The 21,311-nt window shown below is 46.1% G+C and carries 11 protein-coding genes; 7 read left to right on the forward strand and 4 right to left on the reverse strand.

Annotated features, from left to right (window positions below; all coding sequences use genetic code 11):
- The first annotated feature begins 172 nt into the window (after positions 1-172).
- The 5 genes from CES79_RS11335 to CES79_RS11355 all read left to right on the forward strand — a co-directional run bounded on the left by CES79_RS11335 (position 173) and on the right by CES79_RS11355 (position 3,100).
- Complete coding sequence (locus tag CES79_RS11335) at positions 173-541, forward strand: DapH/DapD/GlmU-related protein (protein WP_369688688.1); 369 nt, start codon at positions 173-175, stop codon at positions 539-541.
- Positions 542-712: 171 nt separating this feature from the next.
- Positions 713-1,333, forward strand: coding sequence for an FMN-dependent NADH-azoreductase (locus tag CES79_RS11340; protein ID WP_159459495.1), 621 nt, complete (start codon positions 713-715; stop codon positions 1,331-1,333).
- Between the two features lie 317 nt (positions 1,334-1,650).
- On the forward strand, positions 1,651-2,031 hold the full coding sequence (locus CES79_RS11345) for a hypothetical protein (RefSeq protein WP_089137261.1): 381 nt from the start codon (positions 1,651-1,653) through the stop codon (positions 2,029-2,031).
- Positions 2,032-2,036: 5 nt separating this feature from the next.
- Positions 2,037-2,477, forward strand: coding sequence for a protein-export chaperone SecB (locus CES79_RS11350; RefSeq protein WP_089137262.1), 441 nt, complete (start codon positions 2,037-2,039; stop codon positions 2,475-2,477).
- Positions 2,478-2,683: 206 nt separating this feature from the next.
- On the forward strand, positions 2,684-3,100 hold the full coding sequence (locus tag CES79_RS11355; RefSeq protein WP_054656268.1) for a helix-turn-helix domain-containing protein: 417 nt from the start codon (positions 2,684-2,686) through the stop codon (positions 3,098-3,100).
- An 81-nt stretch (positions 3,101-3,181) separates the two neighbouring features.
- On the opposite strand, the gene CES79_RS11360 is transcribed toward CES79_RS11355, so the two are convergent.
- Both CES79_RS11360 and CES79_RS11365 read right to left on the reverse strand, forming a co-directional pair.
- A complete protein-coding gene (locus CES79_RS11360; protein ID WP_089137263.1) occupies positions 3,182-3,613 on the reverse strand; it encodes a MarR family winged helix-turn-helix transcriptional regulator in 432 nt (143 codons plus the stop codon).
- Between the two features lie 95 nt (positions 3,614-3,708).
- The gene (locus tag CES79_RS11365; protein WP_089137264.1) at positions 3,709-4,683 is read right to left on the reverse strand and encodes a LacI family DNA-binding transcriptional regulator; all 975 of its coding nucleotides are present in this window, start codon (positions 4,681-4,683) and stop codon (positions 3,709-3,711) included.
- A gap of 215 nt (positions 4,684-4,898) precedes the next feature.
- On the opposite strand from CES79_RS11365, the gene CES79_RS11370 reads away from it, so the two are divergent.
- Positions 4,899-6,584 (forward strand): glycoside hydrolase family 13 protein, encoded by a 1,686-nt coding sequence (locus CES79_RS11370; RefSeq protein ID WP_089137265.1) that lies wholly within the window; start codon positions 4,899-4,901, stop codon positions 6,582-6,584.
- Between the two features lie 77 nt (positions 6,585-6,661).
- Here CES79_RS11370 and CES79_RS11375 read toward each other — a convergent pair whose 3' ends face one another.
- Positions 6,662-7,840 carry a TcaA second domain-containing protein gene (locus CES79_RS11375; RefSeq protein WP_054656266.1) on the reverse strand — a complete coding sequence of 393 codons (1,179 nt, stop codon included), beginning with the start codon at positions 7,838-7,840 and terminating at the stop codon, positions 6,662-6,664.
- 5 nt (positions 7,841-7,845) lie between these two features.
- Entirely contained in the window at positions 7,846-8,841 is a 996-nt protein-coding gene (locus CES79_RS11380) for an alpha/beta hydrolase (RefSeq protein WP_089137266.1), read from the reverse strand.
- A gap of 654 nt (positions 8,842-9,495) precedes the next feature.
- Between CES79_RS11380 and CES79_RS11385 the strand changes: the two genes are divergently transcribed.
- Positions 9,496-21,192 (forward strand): MBG domain-containing protein, encoded by an 11,697-nt coding sequence (locus CES79_RS11385; RefSeq protein WP_089137267.1) that lies wholly within the window; start codon positions 9,496-9,498, stop codon positions 21,190-21,192.
- Positions 21,193-21,311: the final 119 nt, after the last annotated feature.

Raw genomic sequence — 21,311 nt, forward strand, 5'->3', positions numbered from 1 at the left:
TGGGAATGCCTCCTGTGATGTTTTCTGTGGTTACTAAATATCATAAGGGAAGGCATTCCCTATTTCTATACAATTCAGAAATCTTTTATGCATTTACACAAGATATTTTACGCTCTCTAAAATTGGGAATAACTTTTTCGCTAACAATAATTTAACCTTGCTAGATGCGGGCTTGATTGAAATCGGCGACGACGTATTGATTGCCGGTAATGTTGGCATTTACACGGCTGGTCACGCTTTAGATCCAGAACTCAGGCTGAAGACTGGTGCGGAATATGCCATTCCCGTCAAGATTGGGAATAACGTTTGGATTGGCGCCGGTGTCACAGTCTGCCCTGGCGTGACGATTGGGGATAACAGTGTGATTGGGGCTGGTGCTGTGGTCACTAAGTCAATCCCAAGCAATTCTTTGGCGTATGGCAATCCGGCTCACGTTGTCCGTCAGTTCGATGAGCGTGATAAGCAGTACTACTTTAAGCAACGCAGAGTATCACAGGAATACCTGGATAAACTTGCTAATCATGAAACGTTTCATAGATGAACTTGTTTTGACAGCAAGTTATTGATAACAATTGCAGTCAAGCCGCCATTATCTGACCGGGTAATGGTGGCCTTTTTAAACATAATAGTTGCCGACCACCGAAAAACGGTGTACACTATCATAAGTGGTCAACCACATATTAATTTAACAACTCAAAAGGAGACAATAAAAATGTCAAAAGTATTAGTAATCAAAGCACATCCATTTAACGGTGACAAATCTCGGACCATCAAAACCTTGGATACCTTCTTAGCAACCTACAAGGCTAAGAATCCGGATGACGAGATCGAAACTTTAGACCTATTCGCCACTCATTTTCCAGAACTCGATGCTGGGATGATGGACGCTTGGGGTAAACTCGCTAAGGGCACAGCCTTTACTGACTTACCTGCTGACGTTCAAAAGGCCATGGGTCAGTTCAATGACGCCCTGGCACAGTTCAAGGCCGCTGACAAGCTGATCGTGGCTAACCCAATGTGGAACTTATCCATTCCAGCACAATTGAAGTCTTGGATCGATGCCATCACGGTGGTGGGCGAGACCTTCAAGTACACCGCAACTGGCCACGTTGCCTTGACTCCTGGCAAGCCATTCGTGCACATTCAAGCTGCCGGTGGTAAGTATGAAGGTAAAGACCTGGGTACCCAATACGTCCAAGCTGCCTTGGAATATCTCGGTGCTAAGCGCTTTGCTAAGATTGGCATTGAAGGCATGGATCACTTCCCAGATCAAGCTGACAAGTTTATTGCGGATGCACAAGCAGAAGCTAAAGAAGTTGCGGCGAAGTTCTAGAACAAAACGAAAGCTCATTCCTCAATTGGAATGGGCTTTTTTAAGTCGATAAGAAATTACTTTAATTTACTTGTGCACTTGTAGTCTGCTATACTATCAGGTACTAAACTTCGAAAGAATAGAGACGGGATAATGATTGAATTAGCTCTAAATAGTGGGTATCTTTCGGATGTTGATTACCTTATAAAAGAAACGTACACTGCCTTTGTAAGAAGAACGGTATCTAATATCCCTAACGGCAGAGAACTAGTTATTAGACATAGCGATAAAATTAAAAATATTTCTGAACAAACTATTTAGTGAAGGGAGTGGGTGTGATGTCATTATTTAAGCATGCAAAATCTGTGAAAATTCCTAAAGAAATTCTCAACACAGAAACTTGGATTTCTGATGATCAATTGAAAAAAGCTTTTTTTGAAGAGTCTAATGAAATAAAGCTCAATGTTGCTGAAGATTTTTTGGAACCCACTGAGACAGTTTGGAAGAGTTCTGTTAATCTTCAGACGGCTTCACAAAGTACAGTTTCTGTAAATAGTACATCAGAATTTGATTTAGATTTATTTAGCTATTTGATAAATGAAACAGGGGAAAATGATTCTGAAGAATATCAAATCTTTGATACTACTGTTAATAGTCATAATACTAAAGGAGAGCAGATTAAGCTCAAACAAAGTACCTTGAGAGCGACAGCTGCATAGTTAATATGAACACAAATAATGATCAAAGTAATGATCTTCAATTTAATAGGCCAAGTATTCAAGATTTGGTATTTTCGATAAATCCAGAGTTTCATTCAGAAAATAATCAGAAACAAGAATATCAAATTATGGTGAGTGCTAGTAGCCCTAAATATGATAGTCAAGTTGAAAAGAAGATATCGAAAGTCACATTAACTGTGACAAATAAAAAGAATTTAGATAAAAAAGAAGACCTTCCTTTTATCTTGCGAGTTACCATGAACGCAGACTTCTTAGTCAGTGGATCCATTGCGGATGATGATGTGAAACAGCTTTTAAAAGTTAATGGTGCCACGTTGCTGATGTCATATGTAAGACCTTTGATTTCGTATATTACGTCTCAAACCAGCATAGGTACTCAAGATATACCCTTTATTGATTTTACAAAATCACAATCTAGCAACTAAAGATTAAATTCAGAGCATCACTAAAAAACGGTGAGTTTCCTATTTTTAGGGGGAGTTCATCGCTTCTTATTTATGCGCTGAAATCGGGGTTGTGAAACGTGTGCTGGAAATATTTTACGCAGATAGATTGCATGTCTAATTTATTAAAATAAATCATTGGCTAAAATATCTAGAGTTTAAGTATTGGTAAGAACGGGGGCATCGTAATGGCACACATAAAAGAATTTTATAACCCAGAAACGGCAACCACTGAACCATATACAGAAGTGTGGCAATCAGAAAAGGTTAAAGTTAGAGACATTGATGATCTAACAGTGAGAAACCATTATTGGCAAGCTGCTGATGGTGAGCTGTGGGGCGACTTTGATGATCCGATGGAAAACGTCAGGAGCAGTTTTGATGCTTATCGAAAACGCCAAGGCTATCTGACACCAGATGATATTCGCGCATTGCGTCAGGCATTAGGATTGTCGGTCAGACAATTTGCAAATGGGCTTGGAATCGGGACATCAACGCTAACTCAAATTGAAAATAATCAACGTTTACAAGTGAAGTATCAGGAAAATTTGTTTGAAGCAGTCAAGATGCTTTATAAAGACGGTCAGCGGTTACCGAACATCTAAGCAGATAATCATGAAATTTTAGAGTAAATAAAAAAATCATTCCTCAGCTGGAATGATTTTTTTGTGTTTCAATTCAATTAGTTATTTTCCAGTCAGACTATTGCAAATCTTATCCGCAATCTTGACGAAAGCCGCTTGTTCCTCATCCGTCAGGCCCTTAATGGAGCGTTCTTCCGCGGTATCGCAGATGTGCTCGACCTTCTTCGCTAGGGTCAAGCCGGCTGGTGTGAGCTGAACCAAGGTCATCCGCTTATCCTGCTGTGATTTCGTAGTCTCGGCTAATCCGGCATTGACCAGTCGCCGAACCGATTTGGCCACCGTGGAATGATCCACCTGCATGGTTGCCGCCAAGGCGTTTTGCGCCTGCTGACCATTGTGTGCTAGGACGATCAAGATCGTGTCTTGGCCAGGGTACAAGCCCAGTGCGCGGATATCTTTAGCAATCAGTGCCTCGTGGGCCGACACGATGCGCAAAGCGGCTGCGCCAACTGGATAGTCATTAAATATCAGCATGGTAGAATTCCTCCTCGTAGTTTCCGTTGCCGACCACAAGTGTATCAAATTAATGGTGAAATTTCAATGAATCCTTTTTTAGATTGCCAATTGCGTTAAACCGATTGTCGTTCCATTATCCGATAGGGCACCGTAATGTTTTCAGCAGTACTATGCGCCATGATCTTCTCCACCGCCATCCGGCCCATCTCTGAGAAGGGCTGTTTGACGGTAGTCAGCGCTGGGGTCACGATTTTAGCGACGTGGGAATCATCGAATCCCAGGACAGCGAGTTCGTCAGGCACCTTAATGCTGTGTTCATAGGCGTAAGACAGTACACCGGCTGCGGCATCGTCACTGGCCGCAAAAATAGCGTCAGGCCGATTAGCGCCAGTTAACAGCTTTTTAGCCGCTTGTTGGCCCGCTTCGAACGAGAAGTCACCTTCGACGATGTTATCCGGAATCAGTGGTAGGTTGGCAGCTTGCAGTGCTTTTTGGTAACCGGTAATGCGCTGAATGCCATTTTGCGGATTATGGCGCGCCACACCAACCAACGCTGGGTGACGATAACCGCGGTTAATCAGAAAGGTAGTCCCGTCGTAAGCGGCGCGTTCATCATCAATGGTGATGGAAGTATGCTGCGGGACCGTGACGTTTAGCGAAATGAGGGGAATGCTGATGGCGTTGAGGTGCTTCAGATTGGTGGCATCGAACTGGACCGCCACGGAAATAATCCCGTTGACTTTCTGACCAGCCATCAGGTCGAGACAAAAGCGTAAGCGTTTAGGATCACCAGAACCGCAGTGGGCCAGTAGAATGCGGATGCCATTGGTGTAGGCGGTGTCTTCCACGCTATCGATGATTGGCGCGGCAAAACTAGTTTTGGAATCGGTGATGATCACCCCGATGAGATTAGAGGTCTTCGCCACCAGATTAGAGGCCGCTTCGTTTTTTTGGTAGTGCAGTTTGGCCGCAATTTCTAAGACCTTGGTCTTGGTTTTTTCGTTATAGCCATCGGCGTTATTGAGTACGCGCGATACCGTTGAGGGCGTTACGCCAGCTTGTTTTGCAATGTCTTTAATGGTTGCCATGCTGATCCTCCGTTTTGAATTCAACTCAAAGTATAGCAGTCATTGACAATAAATTAAAAGTCCTTATAATGAAAAATGTAAGCGGTTGCTAAAGAACCGCCATTTATTTTTGAAGAAAGCTCAAACGTTTGAGTCACCACATCGGTAACGCAGGTTGCCGATTAAATTTTAGCAAGTTACTCAAACGTTTGAGTAAACGATACGGAGGATATAACATGACACAGGCAAAACAGTATTGGTGGCAAAATGCAGTGGTCTATCAAGTCTATCCGCGCAGCTTTCAGGATAGTAATAACGATGGTATCGGGGATATTCAGGGCATTATTTCACGGCTGGACTACATTAAAAAACTCGGGGCGGATATTATTTGGCTAAACCCGATGTATAAATCGCCCAATGTCGATAATGGCTACGACATCAGCGACTACCGGTCAATTCAGCCGGACTTTGGTTCTCTGGATGATTTTAAGGTGTTATTAAAGCAAGCTCATAAGCTCGGTTTGAAGATCATGATGGATCTGGTGGTCAACCATTCATCGGATGAAAACAAATGGTTTGAAGAAAGCCGCAAGGGACCAGAGAATCCATACCGTGATTACTATATCTGGCGTGATCCCGTTGACGGTCACGAGCCAACTAACTGGGGGTCATATTTTTCTGGCTCGGCCTGGAAGTTTGACGAAACTTCTGGCCAGTATTACCTGCATCTATTTGCCACTAAGCAGCCTGATCTAAACTGGGAGAACCCAAAGTTGCGGCATTCCGTTTATGACATCATGAACTGGTGGGCCGATATGGGGATCGATGGTTTCCGGATGGATGTCATCAATCTCATTTCTAAGCCAGCTAAGTACCAAGACGGCAAATTAGCTGATGGTGAACGCTACGCTAACGTGGAACCCATCGTAGCGAACGGTCACCGGGAAAACGAATTTTTACAGGAAATGCATCAAAACGTCATGGCCAAGCATGATCTGGTCACGGTGGGTGAAGCACCGGGTTCTTCAGTGAAGGACGCTGAACAGTACGCAAACCTTAACGAAACGGAACTAAACATGGTTTTCCAATTTGAACACGTGTCACTGGATGGCAATCCTAAAGCCGCCTTTGGTAAGTGGGACGACCGTCACGTGACACTCAATGAAGTCCGAAACAGTCTTAGTAAATGGCAGACAAATCTGGGTGGCAATGCCTGGAACTCGCTTTATTGGAATAACCATGATCAGCCGCGGGCAGTTTCACGGTTTGGTAACGACGACCCGAAGTACCGGGTGAAATCAGCTAAGATGTTAGCCACGTTGCTGCACTTCTTGCAGGGAACGCCGTACGTTTACGAGGGTGAAGAGATCGGTATGACCAACGCGCACTTTAAGCAGTTAGCCGACTATCAAGATTTGGAGACCCACAATAGTTACAAGCAGTTAGTCACCGATGACAAGCTGATCGATTCAGCGACGATGATGAAGTACATTGAATTTCACTCCCGGGACAATGCCCGGACACCAATGCAGTGGGATGATAGTAAAAACGCTGGTTTCAGCGACCATCAGCCCTGGCTAAAAGTGAACCAAAATTACCCGGAAGTTAACGTTAAGCAGGCACTAGCAGATCCTGATTCGGTCTTCTACTACTATCAAAAACTGATTAAGCTGCGCCATGAGTTACCGGTGATCACGGATGGTAAGTACGAATTGTTATCAGGTAATGAATCCGACCCAGACGTTTACGTTTATACCAGAAAGAACGCGGACACGACGCTGTTTGTGATCGTGAACTTCACCAAGAAGCAGTTGACCCGGCAGTATGAGTTGCCGGATGAAAAAAAACTGTTGATCTCGAACTATGATGATGATCTGCAGGATGAATTAAGACCATATGAAGCCAAAGTCTATCAATTTTAACGTGTTATTGTAAATCAAAACAGCGCGGCAATTTCCTACGTGGGAGATTGTCGCGCTGTTTTGATTTAAAGGGTTATTTATTCTTTAAACTTCCCAGAACTTTCATCCAGTTGACTGGAAATGTCGTGGATCTGGTCATAACGGTAAGTGCTGTCATAACTGTGATCATCCTTGTTGTAGGCCTTCACCTGCAGCACGTCTTTGTGCGGCCAGCTGACGATGTAGGTGTAATCATCGTAGTCAAAGCCGTACTGATCGGCAATAGCATCGATACCGGATTGTTCGTTGCCGTGATACTCTTCTTCAAAATGACCGTAGTTGCTGTCGCTTGGCGTTGAATCATCGGAATCACTGTGGCTGCTGCTATCACTGTCGTTGTCGTTATCATCGTTGGTATCGGCATCTTGATCACTGGTGTCAGTACTGTCGGATGAATCCGGTGTTGAGAGATCGACCTTGATGTTCTTAGATTGAGTCGAAACTAGGTTCTTCGTTACTGACTGGCCATCGGTGTCCGAATCGGTACTGGATAATTTAAAGGTGTAACGGCCAGGGAACAAAGGACCGGCTTTGTAAGAATAATGGTCGTTGCTGGCAGTGGCCACGTTGAGGCCATTCAGGCTGATGGACGCTTGATCCACGTTGGTCTGAACAGTCGGGTACATGGCAACGACTTCCAGCTTGTAGGCCGGGAAGAACAGGAGGTGATGACCCTTAGTGACTAATTTGAAGGTGCCATCACTGGTCTGGTCATTACTCATCAGACTGGACTTCATATCCGCTAGGTAACGTTTGTCGGAAGTCAGGTAGCTCATAAAGGGCTTGATGGACTTGGAGTTAATTTCCAGACTGGGATCGGTGGACGTCATGTATTTGACCGTGGCATCCGTATCGTTGTCATGCATGGCAGTAACCATGTCATCCACCTGCTTGGATTTGCTGTACTTGCTGGCGCCATAGAAGTAGGTACCAGCCAAAATTAAAATAATAATGACAATTAAACTGAACCAAATAGCCTTTTTATGGGACCGTTTCTGACGATTCTTGTTGCGCTTGCGGATTGGCGTGGCCTTGACTGGTTTAGGTGAAACCGGTTTTGATTTTGGTTGTTCTGGTTCAGTCGGCTGTGGTTCAGGCTGAACTGAACTGGCTTCATTACTTTTACTAGTCGTTGCTGGCTTTAGTCGGTAGCCGCAGTTTTGACAAAAAACATCATCGGGGCTGACTTTAGCCCCGCAATTTGGACACGTTGACATATGACTCACCTCTGAGATTTAAATTGATTGAAGATGTAACGATAAGCATTCGGCAGCGCTCGGTTCCAGTACGGCCAGTTGTGATTGCCGAAGTGGTCGACCTGATAAGTTGGCTTGAGCTGGTGCTGTCGCAGCTGTTTGACGAACAAATTAACGTCGGCAATGGGAACGGTGGTATCCAGCGCGGTGGTTTCGATGTAGAAATGAGCCGGCGCTTTTTCCTGCTGCAGATAGCTGTCTAGATAGCGGCTAGGCTGAGCCCGTTCGAAAGTCTGCTGGCTAAAGGTACCGTTGACCTTGAAAGCATCGATCTGGTTGTTCGTCTGCACGGTCGGCGGGACCTTTTGCCAAATGGCCGGCGAAATCAGCGCGTCTACTGAAAAGAGGTGCGGGTGGCGGAATGTCAACCGCGCAGCCCCGTAACCGCCCATGGAGATGCCGCCGATAGCCCGCTTAGATTGACCAGCTAACTGATAGGCTTTGGTCGTCTGCGGAATCAAGTCATCAATCATGGCGTTTTCCAGCTTCTCCTTAGTGGTATTTAAGTAGAAGGAATTACCACCGTCTGGAAAGATGGCGACCACGGGTAAGTGCTTTTGGGTGACCAGCTGATCTAAGTAGGCCTTGGAATGTGCCTGCGCGGTGAGGTTAGTTTCGTCACCATACAGTCCGTGGAGCATGTAGATCACTGGAAAATGGGTGCCCTGTGACTTTAAGCGCTGGTAGTTACGCGGTAAGTACACCCGGTAGCGCCAGTTACGGTGCAACTGCGGGCTATAAAGCACTTTTGAAACGACCCGACTCGGTGTTGGCGGTTGGTTGACTTGTGTCTTAGCCGAAGATTGACTAGTTTTTTTAACTGGTTTTTTATTCGGTTGCTGCTTAATACGAGACTGAGCGGTCTGCTTGGCCGGTGGATTCAGCGAATGAACCAGTCCGCCAGCAATTACCCCAATAATTGCGATGGCGACAATCACGACTCCCCAGAGGTTTCTCTTCATGATGATTCCCCCTCATAGATCGATTAAAAATGAAAACCTGATATTAAGATAATTTTACGAGAATACCAAGGGCGTGACAAGTCTAGTACCGATTAAAGATGATGAACAGCTGTTTAATAAGCTGATGGCAACGCTTACTGAACGGGAATCGTACAACTAGATTAGTAGTGGTAAGAAATATTTTATTAGACGGTTAGTTATTCAAAATTAAGGTTAAATAGTTGAAAAATATTCTTTTAAACATTTTAAAAAGAATAATGATATTTTGAACAATTTAAAAAGATTGTCTCACGGGCGATGGTGGCGTTAACAACATGTAATCTTTGAATTCTATGAGTTAAAGTGGCTGCCAATTGGTACAAAACGGGCGTGCAATTTTCAATATAAGTGTTATGCTAACCTATCAATAAGTATGATTTTAGCAATTGAAAGTGATTGTCAGCGTTAGTTAAAAATAACCCATGGCTGTTAAATCAATTAATCAGCCGTGAGTTATGTTTTTTTGACTTTTTTCTAACGGTTTATTTAGCTCATATTCATAACGTAAAAGAACAGATAAACGTTGTTATTACAAGCTTAATATGTGATGAGTTCATCGCAGCTAAGAATTGTGATTGCCAACTTTTATTGAGTCAGCGAACGGAGGCACGAGATATGACAAAACGACAAAAAATGTTGTTAAACAAGGCAGAAACGGAACACAAAGAACATTATAAGATGTATAAAAGTGGCGCTGCATGGGCGTTTACCTGTATTACCTTATTGTCAGGTATTATCTGGGCTGCGCCAACTGTCTCGGCAAAAGCCGACACAACATCAACAACAAGTAAGGTTACAGAATTAGATAACGTTAATAGTGGCGCTACTCAGACTACTACTGATAGTGCTGCACAAACACAAAATGGCACAACTACGCCAGCAAATGGCAGTACCGCAACGCCAGCAGCCACACAGAAGACAGCTGGTCAGAGTACTGCTTCTCAAGGTATAACAACTTCAAGTGCAACACCTCAGGTTAAGCAAGCAGCTGCTACACCACAAAGTGCAGTCACTTCAAGTGCAACACCTCAAGCTAAACAAGCAACTACTACACCGCAAAGTGCAGTCACACCAAGTGCAACGCCTCAGCCTAAGCAGGCAAACACTGTACCTGTTAATGCTACAAAGGCTGTTACTAATAATGTAGTAAGCACTACAGCTGCTAACACTGTAGCAACTCCCACCCAAATCACCACGGCTAATTTAAATGGATCCAACCCTGCTAATATGCAGGCTGATGGGACTATTTCACAGACTGATAAGACGAATACGCAAGTCAACACGGTTGATGGGGTCACGGCTAACTTTAAGGCTGAGCAAGTTGTTGGGAATGCTAAGGAAAAAACGGTTAAAGATGTTACTACTTCTATTAAGGATGGCGGCGTTATCTTAACGCCTGCCAAAAAATCTAATGTAGCAGGAACCTTAGTTTATAAAAACCAGATTGACACCGCTCAAGGATTTACCTTTAATGCCACTTTAACATCAGAAGCTGCAGGGCATGGTGGTGGTATTGGTTTCATTTTACAACCTGTTGATCCACAAAAGGCTGGTGTCGATGATAGTAGTGATCCATCGGCTGATATTGGTATTTTTGGTCAAGCTAACACCACTTTTATTGGCCGAGATGGGTATCCCGATACAGACAGTAAGCCTGCTAGAGCTGATACTCAGTGGGATCAATTAACGGTTCGTCAAACGGATGCGGCTGGACATTTAACAACAACTTCGCCTACATGGGCTTCAAGTGAAAAGTCAAATGTTCCGCTGACGGAATACGTCACCTTAGCTTGGCAACCAACAACGACCAATACTGATAATACCGTAACAGGGACGCTGACCTATACGACTTATAGCGATGCGGCTCGGACAAAGAAATCTCAGATTCAGACGATCACGACTAATTCAAGCACTACTAAAACCAGTGGTCCTTCATCTGTAACGTTAAACAAGTCCGTTTCAATTGCAGCATTTGCCGCGGTTGGAAAACTTTCTGACGCTAACACAAACGATAGCGATCAGCGTTCAGTTTCAATCGTCGATCCGAGTGACAAGAGCAATACTAGTAGTGGTGGTTTCTCTGCCAAAGTGAACACCATGCCAGTTAAGTTTTCTTATATTGAAAACGATGATGGTAAGCAAACGTCTATTCACGATCAAGACACCACTAACGTCAACGTTGGGGATACCATTAGTATCGGTAAAACCACTGATTTAAGCACTAACACCTTTGCACCACGGGTGATCGACGGTTATCAATTCGTTAAAGCCGTGACCAGCCAGGGTGGCAAGTCATTATCAGTAAACAACGTTGTATTAAACTCATTAACGCAAAATAATGAAGCTAACACCATTAACATTTTTTATACGAATCAAGTGAACTACACAATTCAGCCAGTGGACGCTCAGGGGAATAATATCACTGGTTTAGCACCACAAACGATCAAGTCGACAATTGGCTCACAAGTGACAGCACAAGCTCATGATGGCTATACAACACCTAACATCATGGCACCAACCACTGACGGCACGATTGTGAAGGCAGTTTACACGGCTAATAAAGGCAGTGTACAAGTAAGCTATGCAGGATTACCGGCTAATATTACACCGACTGCGGTTACTGCAAATGGTACAGTTGGTGGCACTTATCAGGTGACAACACCTGTTATTGCGGGTTATACCGCGGATCTAGCTGCCGTTGAAGGCACTTATGTTCAAGGCGCAACACCGTTAACGGTTCATTACACCGCCAGCAACAACAGTTACCAAATTATTCCAGTTGATGGTACTGGTAAGGCCATTACCACTTTGCCTGCGACTACTGAAACTAGTAAGACGGATACCAACATCGCCGCACCAACTTACGCTGGTTACACGCTGGCAGATAAAACAATACCAACGACGCAAGCTGGTGTTAATAGCTACCAGTTGCATTACACGGCTAACTCATACCAGGTCAGTGTTAATTACACTGGTCTACCAGCTGATTTGACGCAGACTCAAGCAACGTCAACGGGGACTACCGGACAGGCCTATCAGGTCAGCTCACCGATAATTGCCGGTTACACCCCTGATCAAGCCTCAGTAGCGGGCACTTATGGCCCAGCAACTGCAGCGGATGGTACTTTTACAGTACATTACACCGCTGATACCAAGGTTTACAAAGTTCAGGCAGTGGATGGCAACGGCAACGCAATCACAACTTTAGCGCCACAGCAATATGACGGTAAAACAGGTGATGTCATCGACTATCCAACTTACGCTGGCTACACCGTTTCAAAGAATAACGAAATCGTGCCAGCTGAAGCTCACCCAACACCAACAATTAAAGTTAAATACGTAGCCAATGCGTCACAGTTAACGGTTCAATACGCCGGTCTACCAACCGACATCACACCAGCTGCGCAAACGCAGACTGGCGTGACCGATAACTCTTATCAGGTAACGGCACCAACTATTGCTGGCTACACCCCAGATAGCACTATTTTAAAGGGGACTTACAGCAACACCGGCGCTTTGACTAAAACCATTACCTATACCGCTAACGACAACAGTTACACGATTACGCCAGTTGATGAGAACGGTAAGGTCATTGCCGGTTTGAGCCTGACTAGTGGTACGACGAAGACCGATGTTGCGATCACTGCACCAGACTACAGTGCAGCTGGCTATTTACAAGATCCTAGTCAGCCTCAGCTGATCACTAAAGCCGGGGAAACGAACTACCAGGTTCACTACACAACTAACGCCCAAACCATCACGGTTAACTATGCGGGCCTGTCAACGGCGCCGGCTGCGCAGACGCAGATCGTTAAAATCGGTGATGACTACAGCCTGGTATCACCAACGATTACGGGTTATACCCCTGATCAATCGATCATTACCGGGACTTATCAGAACAAGGGTCAGACTAATTTTACGGTCAACTACGCACCAATCAACGTGACGGTTACGATTCAGCATACCGGCTTAGATTCAACTACAGCTGGGACTGACACACCGCAAACGGTGACTGGCAAATATGGGACTACTTTTAGCGTCAACGCGGCTGATATTGCGGGTTACACCCCGGATCAGAAGACGATTACGGGAACCTTTTCAGCGGATAACGCGGCTAATATGTATGCTATCAAGTACACTGGTAAACCAGCGACAGTTACAGTCAACTTTAAGGGTGCTTATTCACAGACACCGCAATCAATGACTTTGACTGGGGTAGTCGGTGGGACTTATTCACTGACACCACAAGGCTTGACTGACTACACGCCAGATAAAGCCCAAGTTAGCGGGATGTTTACGGCTGCTAACGCAAACGATTCAAAAACCAATCAACCAGTTACGGTCAACTATGTTCTTAATAAATCACTGCGGACTTATACGATCGTGCCAGTTGATGTGAACAGTAACCAAATTACTGGGGTGGCAGGACTTGTTTCAGTCACAGCCCACGCCAAGGCTGGCGCAACGGTTGCCACACCTGATTACACTAATTTAGGCTACGTGGCTGCGCAACCAGATGTTACGGTTGCTGATACAGCTACTCAGACCTTTAAAGTGCAGTATCAACGCCAAGTGGCCTATGCGATGCAGGCGGTAGACGCTAATGATCAGCCAATCAGTAGCCGACCAATCATCAACGCTACGGGCATCGTTGGTTCAACCATCACGCCGACTGCAATTGAAGGTTACAACGCGGTTAGCAACACGTACACGGTACCGCAAACAGCAACGACGAATGCCAACCCACTACAAATTCAATATGTACCAAAGGACGTTACTGTAACGGTCGTCCCAGTTGACGGCAACGGTAACGTGATTGCCGACCTAGCACCGAAGACCGTTACGCAAGCTGGTGGCACTCAGCTAAATGAAACAACGTTGGCGCAAGCTGGTTACCAAGTTAAAGCGCACAACACGATTGCGGTGCCGATTAGCGACACTGGCATTTCGACCACGGTGGCTTACCTAAAGGAAGTTACTCTGGGCTTAAGCGGCAGTGACACTGAAGTTTATTCAGGTAGCGCTCAAAACGTTAAACCAGCACAGTACAGCGTGACGTTGCCAGATGGCAGCAGTTACGCACTGAACACCAGTGACGTTGAATTGACTTCTGGTGCAGCGTCGGTCCAAAATGCCGGCACGTATCAGGTTCAGTTAACGGCTAGTGGCAAGGCTGCCATTAAAGATGCTTTAGCCCAAAACTACGTGGTTGCATTTGACGATGCGCAGACCGGTTCACTGGTCGTTGCACCGAAGGCTTTGACCGCTGCGTCAGCGAATACCGAACTGGTACCAGCGAACGCAACGAATGCTGCCCAAAACCCACAGTTAGCAGCTTCAATCGTGGTTCAAGGCAGTACCAAGACTTACGACAACAACGCCGCCACGGATGCACCAACCTTTAATGTGTTAGCACCCAGTCAGTACACCGACTTTACGGTACCGGCTGATTTAACTGCTAGTGACTTTGACACAACCGCTATTTCGCAGAATGCCGGCAGCTATCAAGTGACCTTAAACGCTAGTGGTTTAGGCAAATTACAAGCCGCTAACACTAACTATTCATTCGATGCTAGTGACGTGCAAGATGGCCTGTTTGTGATCAACCCACGGGCGATTACGATTACGGCGCCAACCTACACTAAGACTTACGATGGTGTGGCTGATGCTGCCAATGCCACGGCTGACACGCAGGTTACCGGATTAGCTGGCGTTAAGTTGACCGACGCTAACCAGCCAGTATTTACCACCACTTCAATTAGTGATGCAATCAACGCTGGCAGTTACGCTTTGACGGTGACGCTGGATAAAACTGCTAATCAGAACTACGTGATCAGCACGGTGGCCGGTCAATTAACGATCAACAAAGCGACGTTAACAACGGCTACAGCCAACACGACTGACGCACCGGTTAACGCAGATGATCCAGCAAACAATCCACAACAGGATCAGTTCATCGTGATTCAAGGCAACACCAAGGCTTACGATGGTCAAACTAACGCTGATCCAGCCACGTTTACGGTGTTAGCACCAAGTCAGGCAGCTCATTTTGTTGTGCCAACCTTAACGGCAGACGATTTTGACATGACCGGCATCACCAGTCAAAACGTGGGCAACTACGCGGTCAAATTATCCGCTAATGGGTTAGCGGCACTGCAACAAGCTAACGCTAATTACCAGATCACGGCAGCTAACGTGCAAACTGGGTTATTCGTCATTGCACCTAATACGGCTAGCCAGGTCAGCGTTAATGGTGCGCAAAAGACCTATGATGGGCAATCAACTAGCTATTCAGTTAACTTATCAAATGGTTTGACTGCACCAACTTGGAACGCGTCGGACTTTACGGTCACTGCGAACGATGGACAAACCACCAACGCGGTAAACGCCGGTGATTATACGGTAACGTTAAGCGCGCAGGGGCTTCATGACCTGCAAGCTGTTAACCAAAACTATCAAATTACTAACAATAATCTTCAGGCTGGTACTTTCACTATCGACAAGGCACCAGTAACGATCACTGCACCGCAAGGCTTGACTAAAGTCTATGACGGCAAGGGCTACGCGGTGGCTGATGCAGCCACGGTAACCGGCCAACCAGCAAATGGTGACGCCGTGAAGTATCAGTTATCATCACTGACGGATGCGGTTAATGCGGGCTCATATGTATTAAACGTTATTGGGACGGATGATAACCCGAACTACGCGATCACCGTTGTGCCAGGGACGTTTACGGTGACTAAGAATGCTCAGGCAGCCGTAACGCTTGGAACAGCTACGAAAGTTTATGATAACAATGCGACAACTACGCCTGCAGTTTACGGTGTGACGTTGCCAGCAGGGGTTTCCGCACCAAACTGGACGGCGGCTGACTTTGAATTATCATCAAACAGTCAAGACGTTGGCACCTACGCCGTACAGCTTAGCGCGCAGGGGCTTCAAGACCTCAACGCTGCTAACGGCAATTACAGCTTTACGCCAACCAACGTGCATGCCGGCAGTTTCAGCATTACTCCAGCTGCCATTACGGTCACGGCACCAACCTTAACTAAGGTCTATGATGGCACGGCTTACAGCGGTGACTATCAGGCTCAAGTAACGGGTGTACCAGCCGATGCGACTGCACCATCATTTGACCTGACTGATTTGAGTCAGGATGTTAACGCCAAGACTTATGAACTGAATGCAACTTTAAAGGATTCAACCAATAACTACACGATCACCTATCATGCTGGTCAATTAACAATCAGCCAAGCGCCAGTTACGATTACGGCACCAACTTTGACTAAGGTTTACGATGGCAAAGGCTATGCTGGCAACGATAACGTGGCAACCGTTTCTGGCCTGCCAACTGCTACCAAAGCGGATGCGCTGCACTATTCAATGACTGATCTGAGTCAAATGAGTGACGTTAAGGCTGGCGGCTATGGAATCGATATCGCGTTAGGCGATAACCCGAACTACGCGATCACCACTAAATCCGGAACATTAACGATCACGCCAATGACTGACGCCACGGTTAACGTAGCGGGTGCTTCGAAGACCTACGATGGCGCTGCTGCGAACTATGCAGTGACACTTCCAGCTGGGGTGAAGGCCTCAACTGCGGGCTGGACGGCAGCGGACTTTAATTTGTCAGCACCAACCAACGCCGGGACTTACACGGTGACGTTGAGTGCGACTGGTATCGCTCACCTCCAAGCAGCCAACAGTAATTACCAATTTACCAGTGACAACGTGCAAGCTGGTAACTTTACCATTGCCCAAGCACCGCTGTCAGCCGGTGACATTACGGTTAACGACAGTACCAAGACTTACGATGGTAAGGCAGCCACTGATCCTACGGTGACCTTGAGCCAAAAACTCGCAGCACCAGCTAAGGGCTGGACTAGTGCTGACTTTGATTTAAGCGGTATTACCAGCCAAAACGTCGGCAGTTACATCGTTAGTTTGAGTGAACAGGGCATTAACGATTTACAAGCCGCTAACGGTAACTATCACGTGACTAGCAGTGCAATCAAGAACGGTCATTTTGTGATTACGCAAGCACCGTCAACCGCTGCGGTTATGAGTGCTACAAAAGTTTATGATAACAACAGCGCAACTAATCCTAAAGAATACATCGTGCATTTGACCACGGGTGATCTGAAATTGCCGAGTGCGGACTTTAACGTCGCAACGGCAGCTGACGGTCAAAACGTTGGCAGTTACGCGGTAACGTTAAACGCTGATGGGTTTGCCGCCATTCAAGCAGCACAGCCTAACTACAGTCTGGCATCAGCTGATGTACAAGCTGGTCGTCTGGACGTTACACGAGCTAACGTTACTTTAACGGCACCAACTAACGCGACGAAGATTTATGACGGCAAGGTATTTTCAACTGACCCGGCAGCGCTAGTTACTGTTTCCGATGTACCGGCTAACGGGACACCAGTGAAGTTTACGGTCAATGATTTGAGCCAAGCACTGAATGTCGGCAAGTATGACATGACGATCACCCCAACGGACAACTCAAACTACACGTTTACCATTCACAACGGTAGTTTTACGATCGCACCGCAGACTGAAACAGCCGGCGCAATTCAAGTTGCTAACGCGCAAAAGACCTACGACGGGGATGCAGCGACTGATCCTCAGACGTATGGATTGACCGCTAACAGTCAGTATGCCGGACTAGTGATTCCAGCAACGTTGACGGCTGACGATTTCAATACCGATGGCGTTACAAGCCAGAATGTTGGTAGTTACGCGGTAACCTTGAAGCAATCCGGAATCGATAAGATCAACGCTGCTAATGCCAACTATGTCCTCGATACCAACAGCATTACTGGCGGTCAATTGACCATTAACAAGCGGCCAGTGACCATTACAGCCAAGGATGCTGAGAAGACCTTTGACGGCAAGCAGTACAGTGACCCGGTTGGCGTAACGTCAACGAATACGGTTGATACGGGTGCCAAACTGGTTTATACAGTCAACGTGCCAACTGGTGTGAATGCATCAACGACACCAATTACCGTCACGGCTAATGCGGCTGATAATCCTAATTATGAAATTACGACTGCTAACGGGAAATTAACCATTACCCCTGAACAGCTGGCTGCCAACGCAGTCACCTTCAGCAACAGCAGTAAGGTTTACAACGGTAATTTTGCCACTGATCCGGCAACGTACACGCTGCAGGGACCAGCTGATGACACTAACTTCACCGTGCCAACGGACTGGACGGCTGCTGATTTCGATAACAGCGGCATTACTAGTCAAAACGTGGGCAACTATCAGGTGCAGTTGAGTCAAGCTGGTTTAGCTAAGTTACAGCAGGCTAACCGTAATTACGTCTTTGATATGAGCAGTGTTCAAGCTGGTTCATTTGCAATCACGAAGGCACCATTGAAGGTGACGTTACCAACTTTGACGAAGACTTACGATGGCCAGGCCTATTCAGGTAAAGACGATCAAGTTGTCGTTGACGGTGTGCCAGCAGGCGTAGCGCAACCAACTTTTGGCCTAACTGATATTAGTCAGCAGGTTAACGTTGGCACGCTGCCAATCATGGCAAAAATCACGTCGGCGGATGCCGGTAACTACACGGTGACCTACACTAACGCTGGTCAGTTAACAATCAACAAAGCAGCTGTTACGATTACAGCACCACAAGGTTTGAGTAAGGCCTACGACGGTAGTGGCTACGCAGTTTCAGATAGTGCAGCCACTGTTACCGGCAAACCGGCCAATGGTACTGATGTGAGGTATCATTTATCATCACTGACTGATGCCGTTAACGCAGGTTCTTATGCGTTAAACGTGATTGGAACTGACGATAACCCGAACTACACGGTGAGCGTTGTGCCAAGTACTTTCACGGTCGCTAAGAATACCCAAGCAACCGTGACCCTTGGAACTGCCACTAAAGTGTACGATGGCAATGCTGCTACTACGCCTAAGCTCTATGCTGTGACGTTGCCAGCAGGGGTTGGTGCACCAAACTGGACAGCTGATGATTTTGAATTGTCCTCAGACAGCCAAAACGTTGGGGCATACGATGTTCAGTTGAGCGCTCAGGGGATTCAAGACCTGAATGCGGCTAATACGAACTACAGCTTCACGGTAGCTAACGCTAAGGCTGGAAGCTTCAGCATTACTCCAGCATCACTTGAAGTCGGCAGCATTGCGGTTCAAGATCAAGCGAAGACTTACGATGGCACGGCCGCTACGGATTCAACGCAGTATGCTGTTACCTTGAATAATCAATTAACGGCACCAACATGGACAGCTGATGATTTTGATCTGAGTGGTATCTCAAGTCAAAACGTTGGTAGTTATACAGTGACGTTGAGTGCTAAGGGAATTGCTGATTTACAAGCGGCTAATACTAACTACAAGGTATCCGCTACCGATGTTACTGGTGGCCACCAAGTTATTAGCAAAGCACCGATTACCATTACGGCGCCAACTTTAACTAAGACTTATGATGGCAAAGCTTATTCAGGTAATGATGTAGCAACGGTTACTGGCCTACCAACTAATGGGGCAGCACTAAACTACACACTGACTGATCTCAGTCAAGCTGTTAACGTGAAGGATGGCGGTTATGCGGTTGCTGTAACGTTGGGTGATAATTCTAACTATGCAATCACAACCAAAGCTGGGGCGTTAACAATCACCCCAGCATCGCTTGAAGCTGGCAGTATTGCGGTTCAAGATCAGACGAAGACTTACGATGGGACGACTGCTACGGATTCGACGCAGTATGCTGTGACCTTGAGTAACCAATTAACGGCACCAAAATGGACAGCTGATGACTTTGATTTAAGTGGTATTTCCAGTCAAAACGTTGGCAGTTACGCAGTGACGTTGAGTGCTAAGGGGGTTGCTGATTTACAAGCGGCTAACTCTAACTACAAGGTATCTGCTGCCGATGTTACAGGCGGCCACCAAGTTATTAGCAAAGCACCGATTACCATTACGGCGCCAACCTTGACTAAAGTCTATGATGGCAAAGCTTATTCAGGTACTGATGATGTAGCGACAGTCACTGGCCTGCCAACTAATGGGGCTGCACTGAACTACTCCCTGACTGATCTCAGTCAGGCTGTTAACGTGAAGGACGGCGGTTACGGTATCACAGTAACACTGGGTGATAATTCCAACTATGCTGTGACAACGGCAGATGGTAGTCTGACGATTAACCCAATGAAACCGCAGTTTAGATTCTTCATCGATGCGGTTTACCAGACGTATAACGGTAATACTACTGACGACTCAACGGTTTATCCGGTTAGAGTCGAAGGTAGCGAGCTGACGCAGCCGCAATGGACAGCAAGTGATTTTGTCAGAACAGGCACATCTACCAACGTTGGTTCGTATGAAGTGACGTTAAGTGCTGCTGGCTGGCAAAAATTACAAGCTGCTAACCCGAACGTTGTAGTGACTCCTAGTGCCGATAACGTGGTGCCAGGTAACTTGGTCATTCAACCAGCAACACTAAAGCAAGCTGATTTAGGCAGTATTACTGTTAGTGATCAAAACAAGGTCTATGATGGTGATGCCGCCACTGATCCAATGGGTTACACGGTTGCCTTGTCGACTGGATTGACGGCGCCAAGTTGGACCAGTGCTGATTTTACCCGGCAAGATGCGAGTGAAGATGCCGGATCGTATGTTGTTTCACTGAGTCAAGCTGGGCTTGATAAATTGCAACAGTCAAACCCTAACTTTACGATTACGTCAGCTGATATCACTGCGGGTCATTTAACGATTACCCCGGCTGCTGTGACGATCATCGCACCAAGCGGTATCTCAAAGACTGCTGATGGTCAGCCATACACTGGTAACGCCAAAGCGACATTGACCGGCGTGCCAGCGGATGGAACTCCAGTTGCCTATCAACTGAACTACGGTACAAACGGTAACGTGGGTGTTCACCCAGTGTTGGTAACGTTTGATTCAGCATTGAATCAAAACTACACGATCACCACGGTACCGGGTAGTTACACCATTGTGGCGCGCCCAGTTGTTCAAACAGCGACAACGAACGTAGCTAAGCCACAGCCGACTGCTCAGATGCAGTTGACGCCAATCGCAGCAATCGTATATTTGAGTCAGCACGTTCGCGTTTTTACGTCGCAAATGCTACACACAATTATGACCTTTGGCTTTGTTAACCAAGCAAAATTAAACGGTTCGTCAAAGAAGACGGCCAAAAAAGCAACTAAGAAGACAATCAAAAAGTCGACTAAGAAGACGAATAAGAAACATCATGCGCAAAAAAAGCGTTCATCCGTAAAGAAGGATCAACAGTTTAAAGCGTAAATGATTCAAAAAGCACATCTGCCATTTTGTGGTAGATGTGCTTTTTTGATACTATTATTATTGAAATACTTATAGGCATTAACTATTCTAGGCAAACTAATTGCTTTTAATGGTCAAGC

The sequence above is a fragment of the Secundilactobacillus silagei JCM 19001 genome, assembly GCF_002217945.1.
Lineage (GTDB): Bacteria > Bacillota > Bacilli > Lactobacillales > Lactobacillaceae > Secundilactobacillus > Secundilactobacillus silagei.

Coding starts and splice junctions, on each gene's coding strand:
- CES79_RS11340 (WP_159459495.1), top strand. CDS start 713: ATGTCAAAAGTATTAGTAATCAAAGCACATCCATTTAACGGTGACAAA.
- CES79_RS11345 (WP_089137261.1), top strand. CDS start 1,651: ATGTCATTATTTAAGCATGCAAAATCTGTGAAAATTCCTAAAGAAATT.
- CES79_RS11350 (WP_089137262.1), top strand. CDS start 2,037: ATGAACACAAATAATGATCAAAGTAATGATCTTCAATTTAATAGGCCA.
- CES79_RS11355 (WP_054656268.1), top strand. CDS start 2,684: ATGGCACACATAAAAGAATTTTATAACCCAGAAACGGCAACCACTGAA.
- CES79_RS11360 (WP_089137263.1), bottom strand. CDS start 3,613: ATGCTGATATTTAATGACTATCCAGTTGGCGCAGCCGCTTTGCGCATC.
- CES79_RS11365 (WP_089137264.1), bottom strand. CDS start 4,683: ATGGCAACCATTAAAGACATTGCAAAACAAGCTGGCGTAACGCCCTCA.
- CES79_RS11370 (WP_089137265.1), top strand. CDS start 4,899: ATGACACAGGCAAAACAGTATTGGTGGCAAAATGCAGTGGTCTATCAA.
- CES79_RS11375 (WP_054656266.1), bottom strand. CDS start 7,840: ATGTCAACGTGTCCAAATTGCGGGGCTAAAGTCAGCCCCGATGATGTT.
- CES79_RS11380 (WP_089137266.1), bottom strand. CDS start 8,841: ATGAAGAGAAACCTCTGGGGAGTCGTGATTGTCGCCATCGCAATTATT.
- CES79_RS11385 (WP_089137267.1), top strand. CDS start 9,496: ATGACAAAACGACAAAAAATGTTGTTAAACAAGGCAGAAACGGAACAC.